The sequence below is a fragment of the Pontimicrobium sp. IMCC45349 genome (assembly GCF_047219225.1).
Taxonomy (GTDB): domain Bacteria; phylum Bacteroidota; class Bacteroidia; order Flavobacteriales; family Flavobacteriaceae; genus IMCC45349.
Map to the genome: position 1 here is coordinate 3,319,998 of NZ_CP178208.1, position 23,395 is coordinate 3,343,392.

At 30.4% G+C, this 23,395-nt stretch carries 24 protein-coding genes; 12 read left to right on the forward strand and 12 right to left on the reverse strand.

The genetic code is table 11. The features are described from left to right. Window positions 1-10 precede the first annotated feature (10 nt). The gene (locus tag ACLII3_RS15260; protein ID WP_412985327.1) at window positions 11-1,372 is read right to left on the reverse strand and encodes an OmpP1/FadL family transporter; all 1,362 of its coding nucleotides are present in this window, start codon (window positions 1,370-1,372) and stop codon (window positions 11-13) included. A gap of 158 nt (window positions 1,373-1,530) precedes the next feature. On the opposite strand from ACLII3_RS15260, the gene ACLII3_RS15265 reads away from it, so the two are divergent. Continuing rightward, window positions 1,531-2,280, forward strand: a complete 750-nt coding sequence (locus tag ACLII3_RS15265; RefSeq protein WP_412985328.1) for an MBL fold metallo-hydrolase — start codon at window positions 1,531-1,533, stop codon at window positions 2,278-2,280. A gap of 81 nt (window positions 2,281-2,361) precedes the next feature. Further along, window positions 2,362-2,601, forward strand: coding sequence for a hypothetical protein (locus ACLII3_RS15270; RefSeq protein WP_412985329.1), 240 nt, complete (start codon window positions 2,362-2,364; stop codon window positions 2,599-2,601). Window positions 2,602-2,653: 52 nt separating this feature from the next. On the opposite strand, the gene ettA is transcribed toward ACLII3_RS15270, so the two are convergent. The 6 genes from ettA to ACLII3_RS15300 all read right to left on the reverse strand — a co-directional run bounded on the left by ettA (window position 2,654) and on the right by ACLII3_RS15300 (window position 6,858). Beyond that, window positions 2,654-4,345, reverse strand: a complete 1,692-nt coding sequence (gene ettA, locus ACLII3_RS15275; RefSeq protein ID WP_412985330.1) for an energy-dependent translational throttle protein EttA — start codon at window positions 4,343-4,345, stop codon at window positions 2,654-2,656. Next, entirely contained in the window at window positions 4,345-4,527 is a 183-nt protein-coding gene (locus ACLII3_RS15280) for a CAL67264 family membrane protein (RefSeq protein WP_412985331.1), read from the reverse strand. The genes ettA and ACLII3_RS15280 overlap by 1 nt, the downstream gene beginning before the upstream one ends. Before the next feature lie 77 nt (window positions 4,528-4,604). Beyond that, window positions 4,605-5,471, reverse strand: coding sequence for a pirin family protein (locus ACLII3_RS15285; protein WP_412985332.1), 867 nt, complete (start codon window positions 5,469-5,471; stop codon window positions 4,605-4,607). Window positions 5,472-5,519: 48 nt separating this feature from the next. Continuing rightward, window positions 5,520-5,957 carry a MarR family winged helix-turn-helix transcriptional regulator gene (locus ACLII3_RS15290; protein WP_412985333.1) on the reverse strand — a complete coding sequence of 146 codons (438 nt, stop codon included), beginning with the start codon at window positions 5,955-5,957 and terminating at the stop codon, window positions 5,520-5,522. Between the two features lie 9 nt (window positions 5,958-5,966). Then, the gene (locus tag ACLII3_RS15295; protein WP_412985334.1) at window positions 5,967-6,497 is read right to left on the reverse strand and encodes an NADPH-dependent FMN reductase; all 531 of its coding nucleotides are present in this window, start codon (window positions 6,495-6,497) and stop codon (window positions 5,967-5,969) included. Window positions 6,498-6,501: 4 nt separating this feature from the next. Next, on the reverse strand, window positions 6,502-6,858 hold the full coding sequence (locus ACLII3_RS15300; RefSeq protein ID WP_412985335.1) for a DoxX family protein: 357 nt from the start codon (window positions 6,856-6,858) through the stop codon (window positions 6,502-6,504). A 146-nt stretch (window positions 6,859-7,004) separates the two neighbouring features. Between ACLII3_RS15300 and ACLII3_RS15305 the strand changes: the two genes are divergently transcribed. The 3 genes from ACLII3_RS15305 to ACLII3_RS15315 all read left to right on the forward strand — a co-directional run bounded on the left by ACLII3_RS15305 (window position 7,005) and on the right by ACLII3_RS15315 (window position 9,503). Beyond that, a complete protein-coding gene (locus ACLII3_RS15305; protein ID WP_412985337.1) occupies window positions 7,005-8,648 on the forward strand; it encodes an acyl-CoA carboxylase subunit beta in 1,644 nt (547 codons plus the stop codon). Next, the gene (locus ACLII3_RS15310) at window positions 8,648-8,959 is read left to right on the forward strand and encodes an MFS transporter (RefSeq protein ID WP_412985338.1); all 312 of its coding nucleotides are present in this window, start codon (window positions 8,648-8,650) and stop codon (window positions 8,957-8,959) included. The genes ACLII3_RS15305 and ACLII3_RS15310 overlap by 1 nt, the downstream gene beginning before the upstream one ends. A gap of 121 nt (window positions 8,960-9,080) precedes the next feature. Further along, on the forward strand, window positions 9,081-9,503 hold the full coding sequence (locus ACLII3_RS15315) for a DoxX family protein (protein WP_412985339.1): 423 nt from the start codon (window positions 9,081-9,083) through the stop codon (window positions 9,501-9,503). Between the two features lie 129 nt (window positions 9,504-9,632). On the opposite strand, the gene ACLII3_RS15320 is transcribed toward ACLII3_RS15315, so the two are convergent. Together ACLII3_RS15320 and ACLII3_RS15325 are read right to left on the reverse strand one after the other, a co-directional pair. Next, on the reverse strand, window positions 9,633-10,241 hold the full coding sequence (locus ACLII3_RS15320) for a hypothetical protein (RefSeq protein ID WP_412985341.1): 609 nt from the start codon (window positions 10,239-10,241) through the stop codon (window positions 9,633-9,635). Between the two features lie 91 nt (window positions 10,242-10,332). Further along, on the reverse strand, window positions 10,333-11,394 hold the full coding sequence (locus ACLII3_RS15325; RefSeq protein WP_412985343.1) for an AMP-binding protein: 1,062 nt from the start codon (window positions 11,392-11,394) through the stop codon (window positions 10,333-10,335). Between the two features lie 99 nt (window positions 11,395-11,493). Between ACLII3_RS15325 and ACLII3_RS15330 the strand changes: the two genes are divergently transcribed. From ACLII3_RS15330 to ACLII3_RS15340, 3 genes are all read left to right on the forward strand, one after another. Continuing rightward, complete coding sequence (locus ACLII3_RS15330) at window positions 11,494-13,383, forward strand: DUF3857 domain-containing protein (protein ID WP_412985344.1); 1,890 nt, start codon at window positions 11,494-11,496, stop codon at window positions 13,381-13,383. Then, window positions 13,380-15,314 (forward strand): hypothetical protein, encoded by a 1,935-nt coding sequence (locus tag ACLII3_RS15335; RefSeq protein WP_412985345.1) that lies wholly within the window; start codon window positions 13,380-13,382, stop codon window positions 15,312-15,314. Before ACLII3_RS15330 ends, ACLII3_RS15335 begins: the two co-directional genes overlap by 4 nt. A 123-nt stretch (window positions 15,315-15,437) precedes the next feature. Further along, on the forward strand, window positions 15,438-16,151 hold the full coding sequence (locus tag ACLII3_RS15340) for a T9SS type A sorting domain-containing protein (RefSeq protein WP_412985346.1): 714 nt from the start codon (window positions 15,438-15,440) through the stop codon (window positions 16,149-16,151). 76 nt (window positions 16,152-16,227) lie between these two features. On the opposite strand, the gene ACLII3_RS15345 is transcribed toward ACLII3_RS15340, so the two are convergent. Continuing rightward, window positions 16,228-17,226 (reverse strand): SDR family oxidoreductase, encoded by a 999-nt coding sequence (locus tag ACLII3_RS15345; RefSeq protein ID WP_412985347.1) that lies wholly within the window; start codon window positions 17,224-17,226, stop codon window positions 16,228-16,230. A 77-nt stretch (window positions 17,227-17,303) separates the two neighbouring features. Here ACLII3_RS15345 and ACLII3_RS15350 point away from each other — a divergent pair, with 77 nt between their 5' ends. After that, window positions 17,304-17,744 carry a winged helix-turn-helix transcriptional regulator gene (locus ACLII3_RS15350; RefSeq protein WP_412985348.1) on the forward strand — a complete coding sequence of 147 codons (441 nt, stop codon included), beginning with the start codon at window positions 17,304-17,306 and terminating at the stop codon, window positions 17,742-17,744. A 77-nt stretch (window positions 17,745-17,821) separates the two neighbouring features. On the opposite strand, the gene ACLII3_RS15355 is transcribed toward ACLII3_RS15350, so the two are convergent. Together ACLII3_RS15355 and ACLII3_RS15360 are read right to left on the reverse strand one after the other, a co-directional pair. Beyond that, window positions 17,822-19,042: a peroxiredoxin family protein gene (locus ACLII3_RS15355; protein ID WP_412985349.1), complete on the reverse strand. Its 1,221-nt coding sequence runs from the start codon at window positions 19,040-19,042 to the stop codon at window positions 17,822-17,824. A 95-nt stretch (window positions 19,043-19,137) separates the two neighbouring features. Further along, complete coding sequence (locus ACLII3_RS15360; protein WP_412985351.1) at window positions 19,138-19,533, reverse strand: hypothetical protein; 396 nt, start codon at window positions 19,531-19,533, stop codon at window positions 19,138-19,140. Window positions 19,534-19,723: 190 nt separating this feature from the next. On the opposite strand from ACLII3_RS15360, the gene pheT reads away from it, so the two are divergent. From pheT to ACLII3_RS15375, 3 genes are all read left to right on the forward strand, one after another. Next, complete coding sequence (pheT, locus tag ACLII3_RS15365) at window positions 19,724-22,150, forward strand: phenylalanine--tRNA ligase subunit beta (RefSeq protein WP_412985352.1); 2,427 nt, start codon at window positions 19,724-19,726, stop codon at window positions 22,148-22,150. A 101-nt stretch (window positions 22,151-22,251) separates the two neighbouring features. Further along, window positions 22,252-23,106: a phosphatase PAP2 family protein gene (locus ACLII3_RS15370; RefSeq protein ID WP_412985353.1), complete on the forward strand. Its 855-nt coding sequence runs from the start codon at window positions 22,252-22,254 to the stop codon at window positions 23,104-23,106. A 55-nt stretch (window positions 23,107-23,161) separates the two neighbouring features. After that, window positions 23,162-23,395, forward strand: coding sequence for a putative signal transducing protein (locus tag ACLII3_RS15375; RefSeq protein ID WP_412985354.1), 234 nt, complete (start codon window positions 23,162-23,164; stop codon window positions 23,393-23,395).

Sequence of the window (23,395 nt, forward strand, 5' to 3'; positions counted from 1 at the left end):
TTAAACAAAACTACTTATTATCAAAAGTGTAACTTACTCCAACCATAACCATGGAAGTGTTCATATCATAAGATACTGTTGATCCTGGAATAGCTCCTAAAGGGTTAGTTTGTGATGCCAGCATTGGAGATAGCATTTGTCCAGTGGTTTTACCATCACTTACTCCATAATGGTAAACACCATCTATATTAAATCTATCATTAAGTTTATAACTTAAACCAAATTGATAAGCGTCTTTAATAATAGCTGTTGCAGGAACATTATAAAATGCCACGCCATTTGAAATAGGGTTAGAACTATATGTATATCCTAAACGAATAGGTAATTTTTTAATGCCCTTATATTGTATACCAGCAGAAAGTATAGATATGTTATCCCAACCAAAACCAGCTACAGATGCAGTTTGCGTCCAACCAGTTTTAGAAAACCCTTCAGTATTTTCATAATCTACTCGTCTAAAATCAAGCGCTAAATCAAAACTATTTGTTGAGTATCCTATACCTAAAGATAAAATAGCTGGATAATCCATATTAAATTTACTCTTAGCACTACTACCATCTAAATATGTGTTTTCAAATTCGAAATCACTAAACTTTTGAGTTGTCTTGTATGATGCACCTAATTTCAACCCAAAATCTGAAACATAATACACACCAAATTGAGCTCCGAAACCAATAGCTGTAGCCTTATCTGTAGAAGGATAACCTACCATACTTGGATTAGCTGTTGGATTTGGCATTAACTCTAAACTAGCATAGTTTATATTGGGCTGAACACCAATTGAAATATTATCTGTAAGTTGATAGGCATATGTTAAACCTACTTGCAATAACATATAATCGGATTGTATATGTCCAAATCCATTCAATGCTTGTGGCCAATTTATTGGATTTGAATTATTAGGATTCCAGTTAGGGTTTGGATTACCATTCATGTCCATAGGAAGATTATCCTCTTGAGGAAAAGTTACACCAAAGCCACTTATACCAAATGCCGATGCACCAAATGTGTGCTTACTATCTGGTTTTGCCCAAACATAAGCTAAAGCTGGCATTGGAGAAACACCTCTATCATCTTTGGTTACACCATAAACTGCTGGAGAACCATCAAATAACATATTTGGAGGCAGGCTAGAACTTAACTCTGGAGAAGAGAAAAACAAACCTATATCTAGTTTTAAAATTTTATCGTCAAAACTAGAGATTGACGCAGGATTCCATTGTAATGCTCCAGATATATCTAATGGTTGCGCTGTCGCTGCGCCACCCATTGACATATTAACTGATCCAACACCTTGCATAACATGTCCAGCTTGCGCATAAACCAATGAAGAAAACAATAAAGCGATGAGTTTAAACAGTCTATTTTTCATAATTTATCTATTTGTTATTATCTCAAATATTTCTAATGAGTAATAAAATTAATTACATAAAATTAGTACCAAACACTGTATAAAATCATGATAAAAATCACTTATTTTTGCTATGTAACAATGGTTACATTTATTCATTTTTTCCTAAAACTAATAGCATGTATAAAAAAGGGATTTTCTTTATTTTAATACTACTTGTAATATCTTCATGTAGTAACAAAAAATCTACAAACTCAAATAATGAATTTGATAATATAAAAGTGATTCCAATTTCTCATGGTAGCTTGATTTTAGAGTATAAAGACACTACTATTTATATTGATCCTGTTGGAATTAAAGAAGACTATAAAAGCTACAACTCACCTAATTTTATACTAATCACTGATATACATAGTGATCATTTTAACAATAAAACATTAATAGAGTTAAAAAATGTAAACACTACCTTAATTGTTCCAGAAGCAGTAAACAAACAATTAGATTCTAGCTTAAAAAAGAATGCAATTGTTATGAATAATAATGATATTTCTAAAATCTCAAAAAACTTAACTCTAGAAGCTGTTCCTATGTACAACTTAAGAGAAGAAGCTTTAAAATTTCATCCTAAAGGTCGTGGAAATGGTTATGTTATTACTATTAATAATGAGCGCATATATATTTCTGGAGATACTGAAGATATTCCTGAAATGAGACAATTAAAAAATATAGATAGAGCTTTTGTTTGTATGAATTTACCTTGGACAATGCCAGTTAAAAATGCTGCTGATGCTGTTTTAGATTTTAAACCTAAACATGTATACCCTTACCATTATAGAGGTACAGATGGACTAAGTGATGTAAATGAATTTAAAAAGATAATTAATAAAAAGAACAAGAAAATTGATGTGCACTTGTTAAAATGGTACTAGTCATAAAATATTCATTTTTAATTGTTTAGTAAAATAAAAGCGTTATATTTGACGTGCTATTAACCCAAATCAAAACCTATCATGTTATTGAATTCTATTCAATCTCTCAACATTTCTCTACCCTTAATAGAGCAATTAAGTATCGTTAAAGTATTAGTTATAACGGTAGTTTTTTTTCTTGCTTTATTGATTTTAGGTATTAGAAAGTCTTATAAACTAAAAGCAGAAAATGAACGCTTAAGTAAAAAGGCTACCTCAACCACAGATACAGAAAAAACGTATAAAGATTTTAGAGAAGGTCATTTATATGACAATAATTAAAACAAAAAAGGCAGCTAAATAGCTGCCTTTTTTGTTTTAATATATCGATGAATTATCTAATCAATTTTTTATACTTAATACGCTTTGGCATTAAATCGCCACCTAAACGTTTCTTCTTATTCTCTTCATAATCACTAAAACTACCTTCAAAGAAATACACTTGAGAATCACCTTCAAAAGCAAGTATATGTGTACAAATTCTATCTAAGAACCATCTATCGTGACTAATTACTACTGCACATCCAGCAAAGTTTTCTAAACCTTCTTCTAATGCTCTTAAAGTATTAACATCTAAATCGTTTGTTGGCTCATCCAATAACAATACATTACCTTCTTCTTTTAATGTCATTGCTAAATGCAAACGGTTACGTTCACCACCAGATAGTAAGTTAACCTTTTTATTTTGTTCACTTCCTGAGAAGTTAAAACGACTTAAATAAGCACGAGAGTTAACTTGTTTTCCTCCCATCATGACTAACTCTTGCTCATCACTAAAGTTTTGCCAAATCGTTTTATTAGGATCTATATTGGAATGACTTTGATCTACATAAGCAATTTTAGCAGTTTCACCCACTTTAAACTCACCCTTATCAGGCGTTTCTTCACCCATTATCATTCTAAAAATGGTTGTTTTACCAGCTCCATTTGGACCAATAACACCAACTATTCCTGCTTGAGGTAAATTGAAATTTAAATCTTCATAAAGCAATTTATCTTCATATCCTTTGCTTACACCTACAGCTTCGATAACATTAGTTCCAAGACGTGGTCCATTAGGAATATAAATCTCTAATTTTTCATCTAATTGTTTCTGATCTTGATTCATTAGCTTATCATAGTTCTTCAAACGTGCTTTTTGCTTTGTTTGACGACCTTTAGCTCCTTGACGCACCCAATCAAGCTCGCGCTCTAACGTTTTTTGACGCTTAGAAGCTGTTTTACTTTCTTGTGCCATTCGCTTAGATTTTTGATCTAACCAAGATGAATAATTTCCTTTCCATGGAATACCTTCACCTCTATCTAGTTCTAAAATCCAACCAGCCACATTATCTAAAAAGTATCTATCGTGCGTTACAGCAATAACAGTTCCTTTATATTGTGCTAAGTGATGCTCTAACCAATGTACAGATTCGGCATCTAAATGGTTGGTAGGCTCATCAAGTAATAATACATCTGGTTCTTGTAATAGTAAACGACATAAAGCAACTCTACGACGCTCACCACCTGAAAGTACACCAATTTTTTTATCGCCATCAGGAGTACGTAATGCATCCATAGCAATTTCTAATTTAGTATCTAATTCCCAAGCATTAGAAGCATCAATTTGATCTTGTAGTTCGGCTTGACGGTTCATAAGCTTTTCCATTTTATCTGGATCACTATATACTTCTTCTAAACCAAACATGTCATTTATTTTGTTATATTCATCTAGAACAGCCACTGTTTCTGCAGCACCTTCTTTAACAACTTCCATAACAGTTTTATTCTCATCAAGCTTTGGTTCTTGTTCCAAATATCCAACTGAATAATCTTGAGAAAATACCACATCGCCTTGATAGTTTTTATCAACTCCAGCAATGATTTTTAATAATGTAGATTTACCTGAACCGTTAAGTCCTAAAATTCCAATTTTAGCTCCATAGAAAAAGCTCAAGTAAATGTTTTTTAAAACTGGTGTATTTGCACTTTGAAAAGTCTTTGTTACACCAGACATTGAGAAAATTATTTTTTTATCGTCACTCATTACACACGTCCTTTTAAAGCATTAAACACCCAAGCAATACAAAAGAAACCAAATCCAACTGCAGCAAATCCCCATCCTGCAACATCATCATATCTAAAAGCTCCTAATGCAATTAGTCCTAAACCTACTAAAACCATGATGGTTGTAGCCCAAGCTAAGACTGTATTTTTATTCATTGCCATTATATTCTATTTTTAGTTAGCATAACTACAAATATCGTTTTTTTAAATAAAAAAAGCACCTTTTTAGGTGCTTTAATTTATCTTGGTAAAAATCCCATTTTGCCCATTTGATAATCTCTTAAGGCTTCCATTATCTCTGTTTGAGTATTCATAACATATGGTCCCCAAGTAGTTACCTTTTCTTTAAATGGTTTTCCTGATAAGAATAGTAATTTACTCTTTGCTTTTCCTACAATTTTAAAACCATCTCCATCAGTATTAAATTCAATTAATTGATTTTCATTTTCTACCAAATTTTCTTCATTAACATCTACATTACCATTTAATAAATATAAAAGAGACTGATGTTCTTTTGGTATATTTAAATAGTGTTCTCCTCCTACTTCAATATCAATCATAAATGCATTTACAGAAGTTTGTGTAGTTATTTTACCAGATTTCCCATCTAAAACACCTGCAATTACTTGGATCTTAATCTTTCCATCTTCAGATTCTATTACATTAAAATCTTCGCTCTTTACATGTTGGTAATTAGGTTGAATCATTTTCTTTTCAGAAGGAAGATTTAACCATAATTGAATTCCTTCTAGTGTACCACCTTGTTGAACAAATGTTTTTGTTGGTCCTTCAGAGTGAATGATTCCTCTACCTGCAGTTGTCCATTGTACATCACCAGATTTAACAATACTTTCATTTCCTAAAGAGTCTTTATGTAATTGCTCTCCTTGAATTAAAAATGTAATAGGTTCAAACCCACGATGTGGATGTGGTCCTAAATCAAACGGGTTATTATTTTCATCAATTTTATAAGGACCATAGTGATGCAATAATATAAATGGATCTATCATTTCTATATCTTTTGTTGGTATAGGTTGACGTAATTCTATTGGTCCCATATTAACAAAATCACTTCTACCTACCCTTTTTATTGTATTTAGTTTCATTATTTACGTTTTTAATATTTTCCTAGGAAAATAAATTAATAAATTTTTTTAGCGAATTTTATCAAGCAAGTCGCTAAGAAGTCCTGCTTCTTCTTCGGTAAGGTTATTAATATAATCGTCTTTCATTTCTTTAGAAATATCATCTAATAATTGAAGTCCTTGTTTAGTAATATTTATATGTACTACACGTCTATCACTTGGATAAGCAATTCTTTCAATTAAATCTTTATCACATAGTTTATCCATTAAACGTGTAGCATTAGGCGCTCTTTCTATCATACGCTCCTTAATAGTTTGCACTTTTAGAGGTTCTCCCGCTCCTCTTAAAATTCTAAGAATGTTATATTGTTGTGGTGATAACCCAAAAGGCTTAAAAAAAGCATTCTGTTGACTATTCAACCAATTAGCTGTATAAACAATATTTAACAAAGCTTTTACCTTATTATTTGGAAACTTAGAATTAATATCTTTAGAAAAATCGCCCATAAACCTTACTTATATAGCCTTTTGAAATGTTTCTATAGCTATGTTAAAATTTGCTTTTAATTCGGCATCTAATATACCATCTTCAGAAAAATTTTGACCAAATGATGGTAAAGAAAAATCAGCAACAATATTTCCTCCCATGTATGGAAAACGACCTTTTGCTATTTCTAGAGCAGTTGCTCCTCCTCTACCTCCTGGTGAAGTAGCCATTAATAACATTGGAACATCACTCCATAACTTTCCATCAATTCTAGACATCCAATCAAAAATATTTTTAAAAACGGTAGCATATGCACCATTATGCTCAGCTAAAGACAAAACAATACCATTAGAAGATTTTATTTTTTCTAAAAATGTATGTGCATTATCTGGGATACCATGAGCAACCTCATAATCAATACCATATAATGGTAATTCAAAATCATTTAAGTCCAAAACTTCAACAATTACATCATTCAATTGATTAGCTGCATATGTAGCTAATTGTTTATTAATAGAGTTCTTACTGTTGCTTCCTGCAAATGCAATTATTTTTTTCATAGAATTATTTATTTATTCGTTTATTAAAAATATAAGATACTATTAACAATACTAAAGCCATAACTGCTCCACCTTGTTCACCATCATTAATCATATAATGAGCAAAAAATGCTAATATAAAAGCAAAGAAAAATCCTGCATAAGCCCATTCTTTGATTGCTTTAAAGTTTGGATTCCAAAGTGCAAACAATCCTAATAATTTTGCTACTGCATAAGGATAAATAATATAAGTTGGATAACCAAAACTTGTAAATACAGCAGATATATCATCATGCTTAAAGAAATACATGCTTACTGAAAAAAGCATTAATAAGGTTAATAAACCTGTTGATACGTAAAATATAATTTTATCTCGTTTCATAATGTTATGTTTAAATTACAATGCAAATATACAATAAAAAAATAATATATTCCAAGGGATATATTTCCATGTTATATTATTTAACAAAAATTTCACTTTATAAACATGAACTTGTTTTGTAAATTCGTGGCAAACAAAAAGCAACTATGGACATTAACTTCAATAAAAACGAAGATCACAATAAACTTTTAGTATCAGATTTAAGAAAGCGTTTAGCAAAAGTAAAACTTGGTGGTGGCCAAAAACGTATAGATAAGCATCATTCCAAAGGAAAAATGACTGCTAGAGAGCGTATTGACTATTTGTTAGATCCAAAATCAAAAAGCATTGAAATTGGTGCTTTTGCTGGAGAAGATATGTATAAAGAACATGGTGGTTGTCCGTCTGGAGGTGTTGTAGTTAAAATAGGTTACATAAAAGGGAAGCAATGTATTGTTGTAGCAAATGATGCTACTGTTAAAGCAGGAGCTTGGTTTCCTATTACAGGAAAAAAGAATTTACGTGCTCAAGAAATAGCAATTGAAAACAAACTACCTATAATTTATCTTGTTGATTCTGCTGGTGTTTATTTACCAATGCAAGATGAAATTTTTCCTGACAAAGAACATTTTGGTAGAATATTTAGAAACAATGCTGTAATGAGCAGTATGGGAATTACTCAAATTGCAGCTGTTATGGGAAGCTGTGTTGCTGGAGGTGCTTATTTACCTATTATGAGTGATGAAGCCTTAATAGTTGATAAAACAGGAAGTATATTTTTAGCGGGAAGTTACCTTGTAAAAGCTGCAATTGGAGAAAGCATTGATAACGAAACACTTGGAGGTGCAACTACGCATTGTGAAATTAGTGGTGTTACAGACTATAAAGCTAAAGATGATAAAGATGCATTAGATAAAATAAAAAATATTGTAGATAAAATTGGTGATTTTGATAAGGCTGGTTTTAATAGAGTTTCAGCACAAAAACCAAAAGAAAACCAAGAAGACATCTATGGTATTTTACCAAAATCTAGAGCAGACCAATACGATATGAATGAAATCATTAAGCGTTTGGTTGATAATTCGGAATTTGAAGAATATAAAGCTGGTTATGGTCAAACTATAATTACTGGATATGCACGTATTGATGGTTGGGCTGTTGGTATAGTTGCCAACCAAAGACATATAGTAAAAACAAAAGGCGCAAAAACAAAACCAGCAGAAATGCAGTTTGGTGGTGTTATTTATAATGATAGTGCAGATAAAGCTACACGTTTTATAGCAAACTGTAATCAAAAGAAAATTCCTTTAGTATTCTTACAAGATGTTACTGGCTTTATGGTGGGTAGTAAAAGTGAACATGGAGGCATTATTAAAGATGGTGCTAAAATGGTTAATGCTGTAAGTAACTCGGTTGTACCAAAATTTACGATTGTTATTGGTAATAGTTATGGTGCTGGAAATTACGCTATGTGTGGAAAAGCATATGACCCAAGACTTATTGTTGCGTGGCCTAGTGCAGAATTGGCAGTAATGAGTGGAAAATCTGCTGCAAAGGTATTACTACAAATAGAAAAAGCGTCATTAGAAAAACAAGGAGAAAAAATTACACCTGAAAAAGAAGAAGCATTATACAACAAAATAAAATCTAGATACGACAATCAAGTATCACCTTATTATGCTGCTGCTCGTATTTGGACAGATGCAGTCATTGACCCTTTAGATACAAGAACATGGATTTCTATGGGAATAGAAGCAGCTAACCACGCTCCTATTGAAAAACCTTTTAACTTAGGAGTGATACAAGTTTAATGTTAGAAACAAAAGCTAAAAAACAACCTTTTTACATCATCCTTATTTTAATATTATGTGGTGAGGCTGTTTTTATTTTACCTTTTGTTTTAGCAAGGATTTTTAGACCTACACTCCTAGAAAGCTTAAATATTAATAATGAACAATTAGGCTATTGTTTTTCTACTTATGGTGTAGTTGCTTTACTTTCTTATTTATTTGGAGGCCCTTTAGCAGATAAATATCATCCAAGATACTTAATGTCTTCTGCTTTAATTTTAACTGGATTAGGTGGTTTTTATTTAGCTACATATCCTGTTCATTCAGTTTAAAAATACTACTTCAAATATTACATCATTTCACTCACATAATATGATATACGATTAAACGCCAAATTTTCATATATCACTATTTTTCAGTATTTTATATAGGTAATCAAATAAAAAAACTATTATGGATACTGTTAAGTCTTTAAACAAATGGGCCAATAGACACACATACATTCCTATTGACCTAATTCGCATTGCATTAGGTGCTTTTTTATTCTATAAAGGATTAACCTTTATGGGAAATACTCAAGTTTTGATTGATTTGCTTAAACCTTTTCAAAGTTTAGCCGGAAATGTTATTATTATTCATTACGTAGCACCAGCTCATCTTATTGGAGGTTTACTAATTATTTTTGGGCTACTAACAAGGTGGTCAATAATAGCGCAATTACCGATAATTATTGGTGCTGTAATCATTAATTTTGGTGCTGAAGCTAATTCTTCAGAACTAGCTATATCAGTTATTGTATTAATTCTTAGTATACTATTCTTAATTTATGGTTCTGGAAAACGTTCAGCCGACTACTATTTTAAAATGCAAAAATAGAAGGCTGTTTAAATAAAAAGAAAAGGCAACTTGAAAACCAAGTTGCCTCCATAAATATCAATTAAACAAAAAAACTAACCAATCTCAATTATTGATATTTATTACAATGTTTTATTAACTAATACTTCATCAATCTTTAATTACTGAAATTATCTCAGGTAATAATGCCAAAGCAGTTATTAGCACAGCATTATTCTTCTTTTTTGGTTTTTGAATATTTTGCCCTGTTACTCTCTCCCCACTATTATCTTTGCTATTAGGAACCCTTATCATAACAACAATATTCTTAGAATTCTCGATAAAATTGTCTTTAGTGTATCCATAAGCCAATTCTATTCCATCTTCATGAAATTGTTTAATACTTGATTGTATATTATCAATTGTATATAATATTTTTTTTAAGTCCTTTGGATCAGATTGTTTTAAAGCAATACCATTAACTCCAGAATAGGCAATAATTGCAATTTTATCATCTTCATCTAATCTTTTAGATATTAATTTAAAGGCTTGCTTTAATATTACTTTATCTTCAATTATCAAACCATTTGCTGGAGTTTGAAGCAAAAATGTCATATTATAAGAAGGTGATACTGTTTCCTCAAGTTTTGGTTGAATAGTTTCTATAATAAAAGTTATTAGATTATCGATAGAAACCGATTTAGTTTCAATATTTAGTTCTTGACTATTTATAGAAGTTGATAATATCAAGAAAAATGCTAATGTGATATACTTTCTCATTTTGGTTTGGTTTTAAGCTACAATAAACTTACAACCAAACATTTAACAGAAAAACTAACAATGAGTGAACACTACTTTTAAGTGAGTAAACTCACTTTTTTATTAATTCTAGAGTTTCACGTCTTTTTATTTTTTTAGTCTCTGTTTCAACAAAAGCATCTACATAATATACATGTTTAGGCATTTCATATTTATCGAGACCTTCAAAAGAATTTATATCAATTTCTTGCTTGCCTTCCGTAACTAAAACTAAAGCATGTCCTAAAAAGTCATCCTTTTCAGAAGCTACAAAAAATCGTGACTGAATTTGAGATTCCAACTTTGATTCTATAACTTCAGGAAACAATTTTACACCTCCTGAATTGATGACATTATCTGCTCGTCCTAATATTTTAAACTCTTTTGTTGAATATATTTCTACTACATCATTAGTAACAATATTATCAGCATTTAAATGAGGCGCATCAATAACCAAACAACCTCTATCATCTTTACTAATTGTTACATTTGGAAATACTTTAAAATGTTGTGGAGCACTTACATGATTTAATGGTCGTGCTGCTATATGTGTTATGGTTTCAGTCATTCCAAAAGTTTCATATACTTGAGTTGGTATTTTTTGAATTGCATCAATTAGATGTTTTGGTACTGCTGTACCTCCTACAATAAGTTTTTTAATTCTATTAATATTAACTAACGAATTTTCTAACTGCATTGGTACCATAGCACAAAAATCGTAAGAGGCTCTATAGGCACTATCTAACGAATACGATGTTGGAGTAACAACATCAATTTCTAAACCTAAAACAATAGCTCTAACCAACATCATTTTTCCTGCTATATAGTTTGCTGGTAAACAATGTAACGCTGAGTCCCCTGGTTTTAATCCAAAAAAATCTCCAGTAGCAATAGCTGAATATACCATAGCTTGCTTGTCTAATTTAATACGTTTAGGCTTACCTGTAGATCCTGATGTATTAACTTCTACATAATCATTATCATCCATCCAATCCAAAAGAAAATTCCCCATCTCTTTTTCATAATCATCGCCTTCCTTAACGAAACTATAAGCAACTTCCATTAAACTGTCACTTGTATAGTGGTAATTATTTAGTTTGAATTTATTGTGGACTTTGTTATATTTTGGAATCATTTTTGGTAAGGTATTTGTAATTAAATTATACAATATTTAACTATAAGTAGTTAAATTTAAAAATTAAAAAAAATATATTTGACAATTAAGTTTGAAAACATGAAGCAGTACTTATATATCCTATTTTTACTTCCATTTATATCTTTTTCTCAAGACTTTTCTAATGAAGATTATATCTTTATAAAACGTCATGAATTTATAAATATAGAATTAAACAAAGGTAAATTTAATATTACTAAAAATGTCTCTGAACAAGCAGAATTTTTAACTGCAAAAAACTTATACTATGCTAATGAATCATTAAGTTATAGTGGTCTTTTCACTTCTATTGAAAATATAAATGCTTACACGTTTCTACCAGAAAAAAACAAAAAAGTTGAAGTAGACTATACCGAAGTTCAACGAGGTTTTGACAATACTGTGTTTTATGACGACCAAGAAGCCATATCTTTTATTTTTCCTGCAGTTACAAAAGGTGCAATTACTAACTTAGATTATACCGAAGTTATGAAAGACCATAGATTTATAGGCCTTTTTAATTTTGGAAGTTTCGTGCCAACAAAAGATGCTAAACTATCTATTTCTTTTCCTAAAAATGTAGAGATTGGTTATGTAGAATATAATACAGACCATGTAAATATTGATTTTGAAAAAACCACAAAAAAGAATAAAAACATCTATACTTGGACTGTAAAAAATGTAGAAAGTTATAAAATGGAAGATAATAGCGAATCTCCTATGTACTACATTCCTCATATCATTCCTTTTATTAAAAGCTACTCGTACAAAGGAAAGACGCACAATGTTTTAAGAGATGTTACCGATTTATACAAATGGTACACAACATTTAATGATCAAGTAGACACAAGTAACTTAGATAATGTATATAAAATAGCAGAAGACATTACAAAAGACTTAAATACTGAAGAAGAAAAAACTGAAGCCATATTTAATTGGGTACAAGACAAAATTACTTATGTAGCTTTTGAAGATGGTATGGGAGGTTTTATTGCACGTGGTGCTGCAAGTGTTTGTGATAAACGCTATGGAGATTGCAAGGACATGTCTAACCTGTTATATGAAATGTTAAATCATGTTGGAATAAAATCTTATAGAACTTGGATTGGCTCTAGAAGTAAGCCTTATAAATATACCGACTTACCTTCTCCTCTAGTTGACAATCATGTTATAACAGCAGCAATTGTAGAAAATGATACTATTTATCTAGATGCTACAGACAGTTATGTACCTTATGGTATGCCTAGTTCTTTCACACAAAACAAACAAGCATTAATAAGTATTGATAAGCATAATTTTAAAGTTACTAAAGTTCCTGTTCAAGAAGCAGATAAAAGTATATCTCAAGTAAACACTACAATGACACTAAATGGCTCAAGTCTTACTGCAAAAGAAACTAGAGCTCTTACAGGTTACGAAAAAGTTGATTTTATAGATAAATATCGTGTAAACAAAGATGATATCTCAGAAGAAGAGTTTTTAAACGTAACCCTTGCTTTAGGTAACAATAAAACTAAATACACGAACATAGATATTAATAACTTTAATAATAAACGTGAAGCCTTAAATATTAGTTACGATTTACAAATTGATAATTATGCCAAAACGGTTGCTAACAAAACTTATATCAACTTAAACATTGATCGCGTTTTAGCTAAAAGTAAAATAGATATTGATAACAGAAAGTACAGTAAAAAAATAGAAAATAAGTTTAAACGCAATTACACTACTACGTTTACCTTACCTAAAGGTTACAAAATTGTATCTATACCTAAAGACCTTTCTTTTAGTCATGAGCATTATGGTTTTGACATAAGTTACACTCAAAAAGACAATACCATTATCCAACATAAAACCGTTTATATTAATACGCTTAGTATAAACAAAAACGAATTTGAATCTTGGAATAGCTTTATTAAAAGTTTAATTAAAGCTTATAAAAAAAGTATAACAATAGAAAAAAGTATATGATTAAGAACATAGCATTTATATTCCTATTAGCAGTTACAACAGTTAGTAACGCACAGTTTTACAAAACATACAACTGGGAAGAAACACCTCAAAAACATGAGCTTACCGAAAAAGAAGCAAAAGAATCTTCGGTTGCTATTTTAAAAAAGCACATTGTTGAATATACCGAAGGTCTTTTTAATCAAGGTTTACGCGTTTTTGAAACTAAACATACTATTGTACATGTTAATGACGATAAAGGAATTAATAGACATAACACCGTTTACATTCCTATGTACGATGTAAAAAATTTGATTGATGTAAAAGCAAGAACAATAACTACAGAAGGAAAAGTTACCAACTTTAACAAAGAAAACATTAAAGAGATTAACAATGTTGAAGAATATGGTGACTTTAAAATTTTTGCTATTGAAGGTGCCGAAAAAGGTTCAGAAATTGAATTATTATATACTGTAGAAAAGGAATACGACTTACAAGGTAGCGAAACACTTCAAGCAGATTATGCTGTTAGAGAAGCTCAATTTATTTTCATTACAGGCGACTTTAATGCTGATGCAAAAGCATACCGAACTCACGAAACTTTTAATATAGATTATATTGACGATAAAAAAGCAAGAGTACTTACTATTAAAGATATTCCTGCTATGATTGAAGAAGAGTATGCTACACCAAAAGCTAATAATATTGCAGTAGTTTATCAGTGTTTCCCTAAAGAACAAAATATTACGCAAGAAATGTTTTGGAACAATGTGGTAAATAATGTTGGACGAAAATTCTTCCCAGAAGAAGTAAACGACATTATAAAGGGTGATATTAAAAATATCATTGCAGATGATAAAGAATATTCAGATTATCAAAAGGCAACATTGCTTGACGATTATATAAAAAACAACTTTACCATTGTAAAAAACAATAACGAAGAACTTACCGACTTAACTACCATTTTAGAAAACAAATCGGCGAGTGACTTTGGGATTATTAAAATTTATGCACACTATTTAAAAGCATTAAATATCCCTTACGAAGTTGTACTAACTGCAAATCGTTTTGAACATAAATTTGATCCAGAATTTTTTAACCCTAGCGGTTTACGCAACTTTGTAATTTATTTACCAAATGAAGAAAAGTATATCAGTCCAGATAGAATTGAATATAGAGTTGGTGAAGCGCCATTTAACCTATTAGGTAATTATGGCTTGTTTATTACTGAAACATTTGAATACTACTTTAGTGAAATTATTCAAACTGATGCTAATTACAGTACAATCAACCGAAAAACAAACATAACATTTAACGATGATATCGAAAGTGTAACCCTTGAGCAATATCAAGAATATACAGGCCATTGGGCATCAACTTACAGAACAGTTTTAAATCTTTATCCAGAAGAAATGCAAGTTGAGTTTCAAGACCAACTTACTAGCTCTGGTATTGAGGATAAAGTAATTGACAGCTTTAAGTCTGATAACATAGATATGGCACAAATGGATTACAATAAGCCGTTGATTATTAACTCTCAAATAACCTCAGAGTCTTTATTGGAAGAAGCTGGTGATAGCTACATTTTCCAAATAGGAAAAGTTATTGGTTTACAAAGTGAGTTATATCAAGAAACCGAACGTGTAAATCCAATAGAAATGATGTATCCAAACCAATACGATTATGTACTTACTATTAACATTCCAGAAGGTTATGTAGCCGAAGGTTTAGATGCGCTAAACATTAACAAAAGCTACAAATCTGTAAAAGGCAACAAGCTTTGTAAGTTTGAATCTAGTTATGAACTAAAAGGGAATAAAGTAATTGTTACAATACGGGAGTTTTATAAATCTAATGTATATGATATTGCACGTTACGAGGAGTTTAGAACTGTTATCAATGCAGCTTCCGATTTTAACAAAGCTGCTATTTTAATAAAAGCTATAGAATAAAAAAATATTAAAATATAAATAAAAGCCTGTGCAAATTGTACAGGCTTTTATATTTATACGTAATTATACGTATTGATTTTCTTACATTAAAATTGTAATTTAGTAGAGTTAAAACATTTAACCATGAAACGTTTACTGCTCTTAGCTATTATTTTTTGTTCAACAAGTATAAATGCTCAAGAATTTGATCAACATTTATTTCAAACCTGGTATTTAGTTCAGAATTATGAAACCGAAGGCAATCAAGAATATATAGTTACAGACATTGAACCAGAAATAGTACCAATAATTACCTTTTATGATAATTTAACTTTTTATGGTATAGGAGCATGTAATGGCTTTTCTGGTACTATTGGACATGATAATTACAATTATCCAGTAGTCACAAGTTTTTTACCTAGTTTATCAGTTTGTGATGATACTATACACAACAGTTTTGAAAGCATGTATTTCGACTTTTTGGGAGGATTGTTTCTTGAAAATTTAGGATTCTTTTCTTATGATATTACACCTTCTGCTGATGGTTTAGGCTTAGAGTTAACAATGCATTCACCTATTTTTAACGGACTTATTTTTAGAAATTACCTACTTTCTACTTCAGAAAAGCAATTACAAGATATTAAACTAACATTTAATCCAGAGCATACTAAACTATATGTTAATGATTCAAGTAACAGCATTGATAACATAAAAATTTATAATACTTATGGACAAAGTATAAAATCTATTAGTAACAACTTTAATACTATTGATATAGCAACTTTAGCTACTGGTATTTACTTAGTTAAAATTGAAACTAATTTGGGCACAGTTACTAAAAAAATAATAAAAAAATAGTGCGTATTTCTACGTATTGATTTGATAAATTAAAAACGTTTATATAAATGCATTTACCCAATTAAAACAATTAAAACTATAAATAGTCGCTGACAGATTGAGCAGTATCTAGCACCATTTTATCAAAAGGAATTGGTTTCCAATTAAAAACTTCTTTTGTTTTGCTTAAATTACCTTCATATTCTTTTCCAACATAAGGCAACATTCCTTTCATTTCACTATTGAAATGTGATAATAATTTGACCATAAAATTGGGAATCAAACCTGTACCAACTTTTTCATATCCATTTGACTTTAATACTTTCGTGATTTCTTGAAATGAATGAGCAATTTCTGTTGCTACAATAAATCGTTGATTGCTAGCTTCACTATTTTCTAATGCTTGAACATGAATTTTTGCTACATCTCTAACGTCTGACATATTGATACTTGCATTAATCATTTGTTTCAATTCACCAGTAATTATACGCTTAAACAAGGTCATAGATTCACCTGATAAATTGTTAGATAATGTTGGTCCATAAACAGGACCAGGATGAATTGTTACTAACTCTAATTCTTTATCCTTTACAAAATCCCAAGCACTTTTTTCAGCTAGCGTTTTGCTCTTTAAGTATGCAGTAATGTTTTTAGTGCTTGTGTTCGTCCAACTTTGTTCATTAATGTTTTTGTTGCCTGTTAAATCTCCCAACATTGCAACCATTGATGACGTTAGCACTACGCGTTTCACACCAGCTTTATTAGCTGCATTTAAAGCTCGTAGTGTTCCTTCAACAGCAGGTTTTATAAGTTCGTTTTCATCTTTAGGCACTTTTGAAAAGAAAGGAGAAGCTACATGCATCACAAAATCGCAATCTGCAACTGCTTCATCCCATCCATCATCATTTAATAAATCTAACTCGCAGAATTCTAAATTCCCATTAATGTCTATATTTTTTTCTATTGTTTTTGTAAGCTTTTGAGCTTTATATAAATTTCTAACAGTACCTTTTACAGCATACCCTTTCTTTAATAATTCTACTGCACAATGCTGACCTATGTAACCTGAAATTCCGGTTAATAATACTTTTTTCATTTATTTTTACTTTTATTTTGCAAGCAAAAATATAATTATTACTTTTGTTTTGCAAGTAATTTTAAATATTTTTAAAAATGGAGAATAAATTTAGATGTCATTGTCCTATAACTTCAGCTTTAGATATTGTTGGAGACAAATGGACATTAGTTATAATTAAACAAATGCTTTTTGAGGAGAAAAGTACCTTTAAAGATTTCACTGAAAGCCAAGAATCAATTGCAACTAACATTCTATCTTCAAGATTAAAACTTTTGGAAAAATTTGAAATAATAAAAAAGGAAAATCATCCTGAAAACAGGAAAACCAATATTTACACACTTACAGAAAAAGGATTGTCTTTTACACCAATTCTTATTGAACTTATGTTTTGGAGCAAAGAGAATATCCAAGAATTCCATCCAAACCTAAACATTCATCCAGAACTAGATAGAATAAAAAAAGATAAAGAGCAATCAAGCAAACAAATAATCAAAACTTATATTGAATACAAACAATCACTTTTAAAAATTAAATAATTATAAATAAAATAGGTTCAATAATGCCAAAAAATTGAATTTGATAATTACACACAAGATTACTGAACACTGGAGTACTATTCAGCAGAAAGTGTATTTATAAAAGCATTAAATTCTTCTTGAAAACTAACATACTTCTCACCTGTTGCTGGACCATTAAAACCTGTATGTATCTTACGCACTTGTCCTTTTTTATCTATATACACTGTAGTTGGATAAGATAACACGTGGTTTAACATTGGTAGTTTTTCCTGTGCCTTTTGCTTGTTAGAAGTGCCATACTGTGCTAATAAAACAGGATATTCTATTCCTATTTTATCTTGTAAACGCTTTATACTATTAAATGCTTTTTCTTTAGTTTTTGCATACTCAAAAGCCAATGCTACTATTTCTACTCCTTTGTCCTTTAAAGCTTTGTATTGTGAAACATAATACTTGCTTTCGTCTAAACAATTAGGACACCATGTTCCCATAATTTGTACTAATACTACCTTATCGTTAAAACGTTCATCATTTAAAGACACAAGATTACTATTAACATCTGGAAAGCTAAATGTAAAAGCATTGTAACCTTCATTTAAATAGGTTAAAGTATCTTCATGTGGTAATTCATAATTATCATTTCTAATAGCCTCAAATGGCTCTTTCCAATGATTCCCAGAGTAAAAATGTCCTTGCATGGTAGAGTCACTAACTTTGGCGGTAAACAAAAAAGCATGGGCTCCATCAAAAGCAGATAATTTCATAATATTTCCATCCATTATGCCTTCTAAATACCTGTAATCGCCAGTTGTGGTTCTAAAAGTTCCACTAACAAAATGATCTGTCTGTTCAAAAATACCTTTAGCAATATATTCATCATCTTCAATTCCTTTGCTAAACACGACTTCCCAAGTACCATCAACAGGCTCTGGAGGACGTACTTTATTTTCTGGAAAACGCACGTCATTATTATACTCTGCACTAAATGGCACGACTCTATCTAGGCTTTCTTTTATAAAACTACCCTTAAGATTCTTATCTACAAATTTAGCAGCCAAATAGCCTTCAAAAACAGGAAGTTTAATAAATATAGAATCGTTGTTATAAGTTACCTCATCTACTTCTATAATCTCTTCGCCATTAAACACTTGTAGTTTATTTACAGAATTAACATGAAATAAAAAGGGTAATTCTTTATTATCCTGAACTTCCAATATTGCTCTATAAGTTACTCCTGCTTCTAATTGAGGAGATTGGTTTGTGTCCTTACATGAAAAAGAAAACACAACAATTACTAATAAATAAATGTAGCGCATTAACTATTTTTTTGATTAATCGAAGTAACAATAAATATCTTACAATAAAAAAGGCGTTATTAAAATAACGCCTTTAACTTATTTATATAATGCTATTATTGCATCTTTTTCTTTATTTCTAAAATTTCAGCTTTTAATTTACTAATCTCAGCTTTAGTAGCTTCTAAACTTTTAGCTTTAAGCTTTAGTTTTTCTTCAATTTTTTTCGCCTTTTCCTTATCTAATTTTCCTTCAGCTTTATCTTTTTCTAATTGTACCTTATGCTTTTCAAGTAATTCTTCTAAAGATTTAACCGATTTTTTCTTTTCAGATAATTTTCTTTTAGCAGCAATTAATGCTTCTTTTTGTAATTTAATAGTCTCTTCCTTTTTTTCTACATCTGACTTAACTTCTTTCTTTACACCTTCTTTAACCTCTTGAGCACAAACAGTTTGCGAAAATGCTAAAGTTAGCATTAAAACCATAGCTCCTAAAAATTTTAATTTCTTCATGATACCTACGTTATTCGTTATTTTGATTTTTTAATAGCTATTAAACTTATATAAAAAAAGTTAGCCTATGCTTTAAAATCGTTATAATGCCTAATAATTTCGTTACAATAATTAGTTTACAATTTCACATGCTTTATTTGAATGCTATCAGCATTATTTTATCTTTGCATCTTGATGTAAAACGTATATAATGAAGATATCATATAATTGGTTAAAACAGTTTATTAAAACCGATTGGGACGCAGAAAAAACAGGTGACCTTTTAACAGATTTAGGATTAGAAATTGAAGGTATTGAAAGCTATCAATCTGTTAAAGGTGGACTAGAAGGTATTGTGGTTGGAAAAGTACTGACTTGTGAGCAACATCCTAATGCAGATAGGCTAAAAGTTACTACAGTAGATATTGGTGAAGAAACACCTTTAAATATAGTTTGTGGTGCACCTAATGTAGCCGCTGGACAAAAAGTACCTGTAGCTACTATTGGTACAACTTTATATACTGAAGAAGGTGAAGCATGGACTATTAAAAAAGGTAAAATTCGCGGTGAAGCTAGTCATGGAATGATATGTGCCGAAGACGAATTAGGTCTAGGTAAAAGTCATGATGGTATTATGGTACTTGACGATACTATTGAGGTTGGTACTGCTGCTGCTGATATTTTTGATATTGAAAATGATCAAGTTTTTGAAATTGGATTAACTCCAAATAGAGCCGATGCTATGAGTCATTTTGGTACTGCTCGTGACTTAAAAGCTGGATTAATGCAAAAAGATATTAATCTTGAACTTATTACACCATCTGTAAGTGCTTTTCATGTAGATAACAGAATACTTAAAATAGATGTAGACGTTCAAGATAAAGAAAGAGCACCTCGTTATTGTGGTGTTACAATTTCTGGACTAAAAGTTGAAGACTCTCCAGAATGGTTACAACATAGGTTAAAGGCAATTGGCTTAGCTCCTATTAATAATATTGTTGATGCAACTAATTATGTATTACACGAATTAGGTCAACCTTTACACGCCTTTGATGCTACAAAAATTGCTGGTAATAAAGTAGTTGTAAAAACGGTTGCTGCTGGTACAAAATTCACAACTTTAGACGAGGTTGAACGTGAATTACATGAAGATGACTTAATGATTTGTGATGCTGAAAAACCAATGTGCATTGCTGGTGTATTTGGAGGTATTCACTCTGGTGTAACCGAAAACACAACTAGTATTTTCTTAGAAAGTGCCTACTTTAACCCTGTAAGTGTTAGAAAAACTGCTAAACGTCATGGCTTAAATACTGATGCTTCATTTAGGTTTGAAAGAGGTATAGATCCAAACATTACAGAATATGCTTTAAAACGTGCAGCTCTTTTAATTACTGAAATTGCTGGAGGTGAAATTACAAGTGATATTACAGATGAATATCCTGACAAAATTAAAGACTTTGAAGTGCGTCTAAGTTTTGAGAATGCTAAAAACTTAATTGGTGAAGAAATTCCAAGAGAAACTATTAAAAGCATTTTAACTTCTTTAGACATTAAAGTAAATAATGTTACCGAAACAGGTCTAGGACTTACAGTTCCTGCTTATAGAAATGACGTACAACGTGAAGCAGATATTATTGAAGAGATTTTACGTGTATATGGTTATAATAATGTAGGTACAACCGATAAGCTTAATGCCTCTATTTCTAACTCTTCAAAATTTGAAGACCATAGAGTTCAAAATATTATTGGTAACCAATTAGTATCTCAAGGATTTTTTGAGATGATGGCTAACTCGCTAACATCACCTAATTATATTACTTTAAGTGAACAACTAAAAGAAGAACATAACGTATCTATGTTAAATCCTTTAAGTAGTGATTTATCTGTAATGCGTCAATCTATGGTCTTTTCAGGCTTAGAAGCACTAGCTCATAATATTAATAGAAAACAAAGTGACTTAAAACTGTTTGAATTTGGAAAGACTTACCATGATTATAATGGTACCAGAGAAGAATATAAACATTTATCACTTTTCTTGACAGGAAACAGAACAAGCGAAAGTTGGATTAATCAAACTAAAGCAAGTGATTTCTTTTATTTAAAAGGCACTGTAAATACACTTTTTGCTCGTTTAGGAATTTCTAGATTAAAAACTGCTCCTATTAAAAACGATTTGTTTAGTGAAGGCTTAAGTTTAAGTTTAGGCAAAACAAAACTTGTAGAGTTTGGTATTTTAAAGAAACAAGTATTAAAGAGTTTTGGAATTTCTCAAAATGTGCTATGTGCCGATTTTAATTGGGATAATGTTTTGGAAGTAGCTAAGCGAAATTCAATTAAATTTAAAACCATTCCTAAATATCCAGAAGTACGTCGTGATTTTGCTTTATTATTAAATGATGATGTAACTTTTGAATCTATTCATACTATTGCTAAACAAACAGAAAAACAACTTTTAAAAGATGTAAACCTGTTTGATGTATATCAAGGTAAAAACTTACCAAAAGGTAAAAAGAGTTATGCTGTAAGCTTTATGCTTCAAGATGAGCATAAAACACTTACAGATAAACAAATTGATAAAATAATGAATAAGCTAAAAGCTAATTTTGAAAAACAGCTTGGAGCAGAATTAAGATAACACAAAAAGCCCTTTCAAATTTGGAAGGGCTTTTTTAAGAGTTTTCTATAACAAATTAATACATCCAAATAAATTTACAGAATTATAGTATTTTTGCTTTCATGAAGTTTATAAGAAACCTTTTTTGTTTTGCATTTATATTTTTAAGTATCTCAAATACTTTAAATGCCCAACAACTAGAAACTACAACTCAAAAAGAGCCAACCACATGGGAGCTTTTTAAATATGACGCCAAAACAACTTTTGGAGGAGTCAAGTACTCATTTACGAGACCTTTACAATGGAAAGGTAAAGACTATGCTAAATTAGGAGGTTTAGTTATTGGTACTTTTGCTATGGCTACATTAGATAATGAAACCAATTCTTTTTTTGAAGATATTAAAGACGATTATCCAAAAGGTTTAAGAGATGTTGGTTGGTATTTTGGTAGTCCACAAAACTACTTCATGGCAAATGCTGGTTTATATGGCTTTGGTCTTTTTACAAAAAATGAAAAAGTACGAAAAACAAGTGTGCTTATTATTTCATCGTCTATTACAAGTGGTTTTATACAAACCTTAAGTAAAACTGGATTTGGTCGTGGTAGACCTAGTGCTGGAGAAGGACCAAATTTTTTTAAACCATTTTCTAAAGAATCTTATCACCATTCTTTCCCTTCTGGGCATACTGTGTTATCAGTTACTATGGCACATGCCATTGCAAAACAATTTGATAATACTTGGACAAAGGTTGGAATATATACTCTAGGCTCTTTAGCTCCTATTTCAAGATTAGTAGATGGTGCGCATTGGTTATCAGATATTGGTTTTGCTGCTGCCTTAAGTATTATTGTCGTGGATAGCATTGATAAATTTTTATTCAATACTGATGCCTATAGCTATAGTAAAAAGCCTAAACAAATTACCTGGAATGTTAGATTTAGTAGTAACCAAATAGGTTTTGTAGGAACATTTTAACTTTTAATTGTCGATAATTTTTCGTAAATTAAAGTCAATCTTAAAAGTTATTGTTATGGAAACGCATTATACTAGAATATTCACAGGAAACTTTATTACAGTTAATTTAATTATATCTCGTCTTGAAGAAATAGGAATTAGACCTATTATTAAAGATGAAACAGAATCTGGTCGTTTAGCTGGATTTGGACCAGCAATTCCTGGGCATCAAGAGTTATTTGTCCATAATGATGAACTCGATAAAGCGATACCAATAGTAGAATCAGCTTTAGCTGAACTTAAAGTATAA

Bases quoted from the DNA above. Each gene is read 5' to 3' on its own strand.
- ettA (WP_412985330.1), bottom strand. From the start codon at position 4,345: ATGAGTGACGATAAAAAAATAATTTTCTCAATGTCTGGTGTAACAAAG.
- ACLII3_RS15340 (WP_412985346.1), top strand. From the start codon at position 15,438: ATGAAACGTTTACTGCTCTTAGCTATTATTTTTTGTTCAACAAGTATA.
- ACLII3_RS15285 (WP_412985332.1), bottom strand. From the start codon at position 5,471: ATGAAACTAAATACAATAAAAAGGGTAGGTAGAAGTGATTTTGTTAAT.
- ACLII3_RS15355 (WP_412985349.1), bottom strand. From the start codon at position 19,042: ATGCGCTACATTTATTTATTAGTAATTGTTGTGTTTTCTTTTTCATGT.
- ACLII3_RS15305 (WP_412985337.1), top strand. From the start codon at position 7,005: ATGGACATTAACTTCAATAAAAACGAAGATCACAATAAACTTTTAGTA.
- ACLII3_RS15295 (WP_412985334.1), bottom strand. From the start codon at position 6,497: ATGAAAAAAATAATTGCATTTGCAGGAAGCAACAGTAAGAACTCTATT.
- ACLII3_RS15375 (WP_412985354.1), top strand. From the start codon at position 23,162: ATGGAAACGCATTATACTAGAATATTCACAGGAAACTTTATTACAGTT.
- ACLII3_RS15280 (WP_412985331.1), bottom strand. From the start codon at position 4,527: ATGGCAATGAATAAAAATACAGTCTTAGCTTGGGCTACAACCATCATG.
- ACLII3_RS15345 (WP_412985347.1), bottom strand. From the start codon at position 17,226: ATGAAAAAAGTATTATTAACCGGAATTTCAGGTTACATAGGTCAGCAT.
- ACLII3_RS15320 (WP_412985341.1), bottom strand. From the start codon at position 10,241: ATGAGAAAGTATATCACATTAGCATTTTTCTTGATATTATCAACTTCT.
- pheT (WP_412985352.1), top strand. From the start codon at position 19,724: ATGAAGATATCATATAATTGGTTAAAACAGTTTATTAAAACCGATTGG.
- ACLII3_RS15270 (WP_412985329.1), top strand. From the start codon at position 2,362: ATGTTATTGAATTCTATTCAATCTCTCAACATTTCTCTACCCTTAATA.
- ACLII3_RS15300 (WP_412985335.1), bottom strand. From the start codon at position 6,858: ATGAAACGAGATAAAATTATATTTTACGTATCAACAGGTTTATTAACC.
- ACLII3_RS15350 (WP_412985348.1), top strand. From the start codon at position 17,304: ATGGAGAATAAATTTAGATGTCATTGTCCTATAACTTCAGCTTTAGAT.
- ACLII3_RS15265 (WP_412985328.1), top strand. From the start codon at position 1,531: ATGTATAAAAAAGGGATTTTCTTTATTTTAATACTACTTGTAATATCT.
- ACLII3_RS15330 (WP_412985344.1), top strand. From the start codon at position 11,494: ATGAAGCAGTACTTATATATCCTATTTTTACTTCCATTTATATCTTTT.
- ACLII3_RS15315 (WP_412985339.1), top strand. From the start codon at position 9,081: ATGGATACTGTTAAGTCTTTAAACAAATGGGCCAATAGACACACATAC.
- ACLII3_RS15260 (WP_412985327.1), bottom strand. From the start codon at position 1,372: ATGAAAAATAGACTGTTTAAACTCATCGCTTTATTGTTTTCTTCATTG.
- ACLII3_RS15370 (WP_412985353.1), top strand. From the start codon at position 22,252: ATGAAGTTTATAAGAAACCTTTTTTGTTTTGCATTTATATTTTTAAGT.
- ACLII3_RS15325 (WP_412985343.1), bottom strand. From the start codon at position 11,394: ATGATTCCAAAATATAACAAAGTCCACAATAAATTCAAACTAAATAAT.
- ACLII3_RS15360 (WP_412985351.1), bottom strand. From the start codon at position 19,533: ATGAAGAAATTAAAATTTTTAGGAGCTATGGTTTTAATGCTAACTTTA.
- ACLII3_RS15310 (WP_412985338.1), top strand. From the start codon at position 8,648: ATGTTAGAAACAAAAGCTAAAAAACAACCTTTTTACATCATCCTTATT.
- ACLII3_RS15290 (WP_412985333.1), bottom strand. From the start codon at position 5,957: ATGGGCGATTTTTCTAAAGATATTAATTCTAAGTTTCCAAATAATAAG.
- ACLII3_RS15335 (WP_412985345.1), top strand. From the start codon at position 13,380: ATGATTAAGAACATAGCATTTATATTCCTATTAGCAGTTACAACAGTT.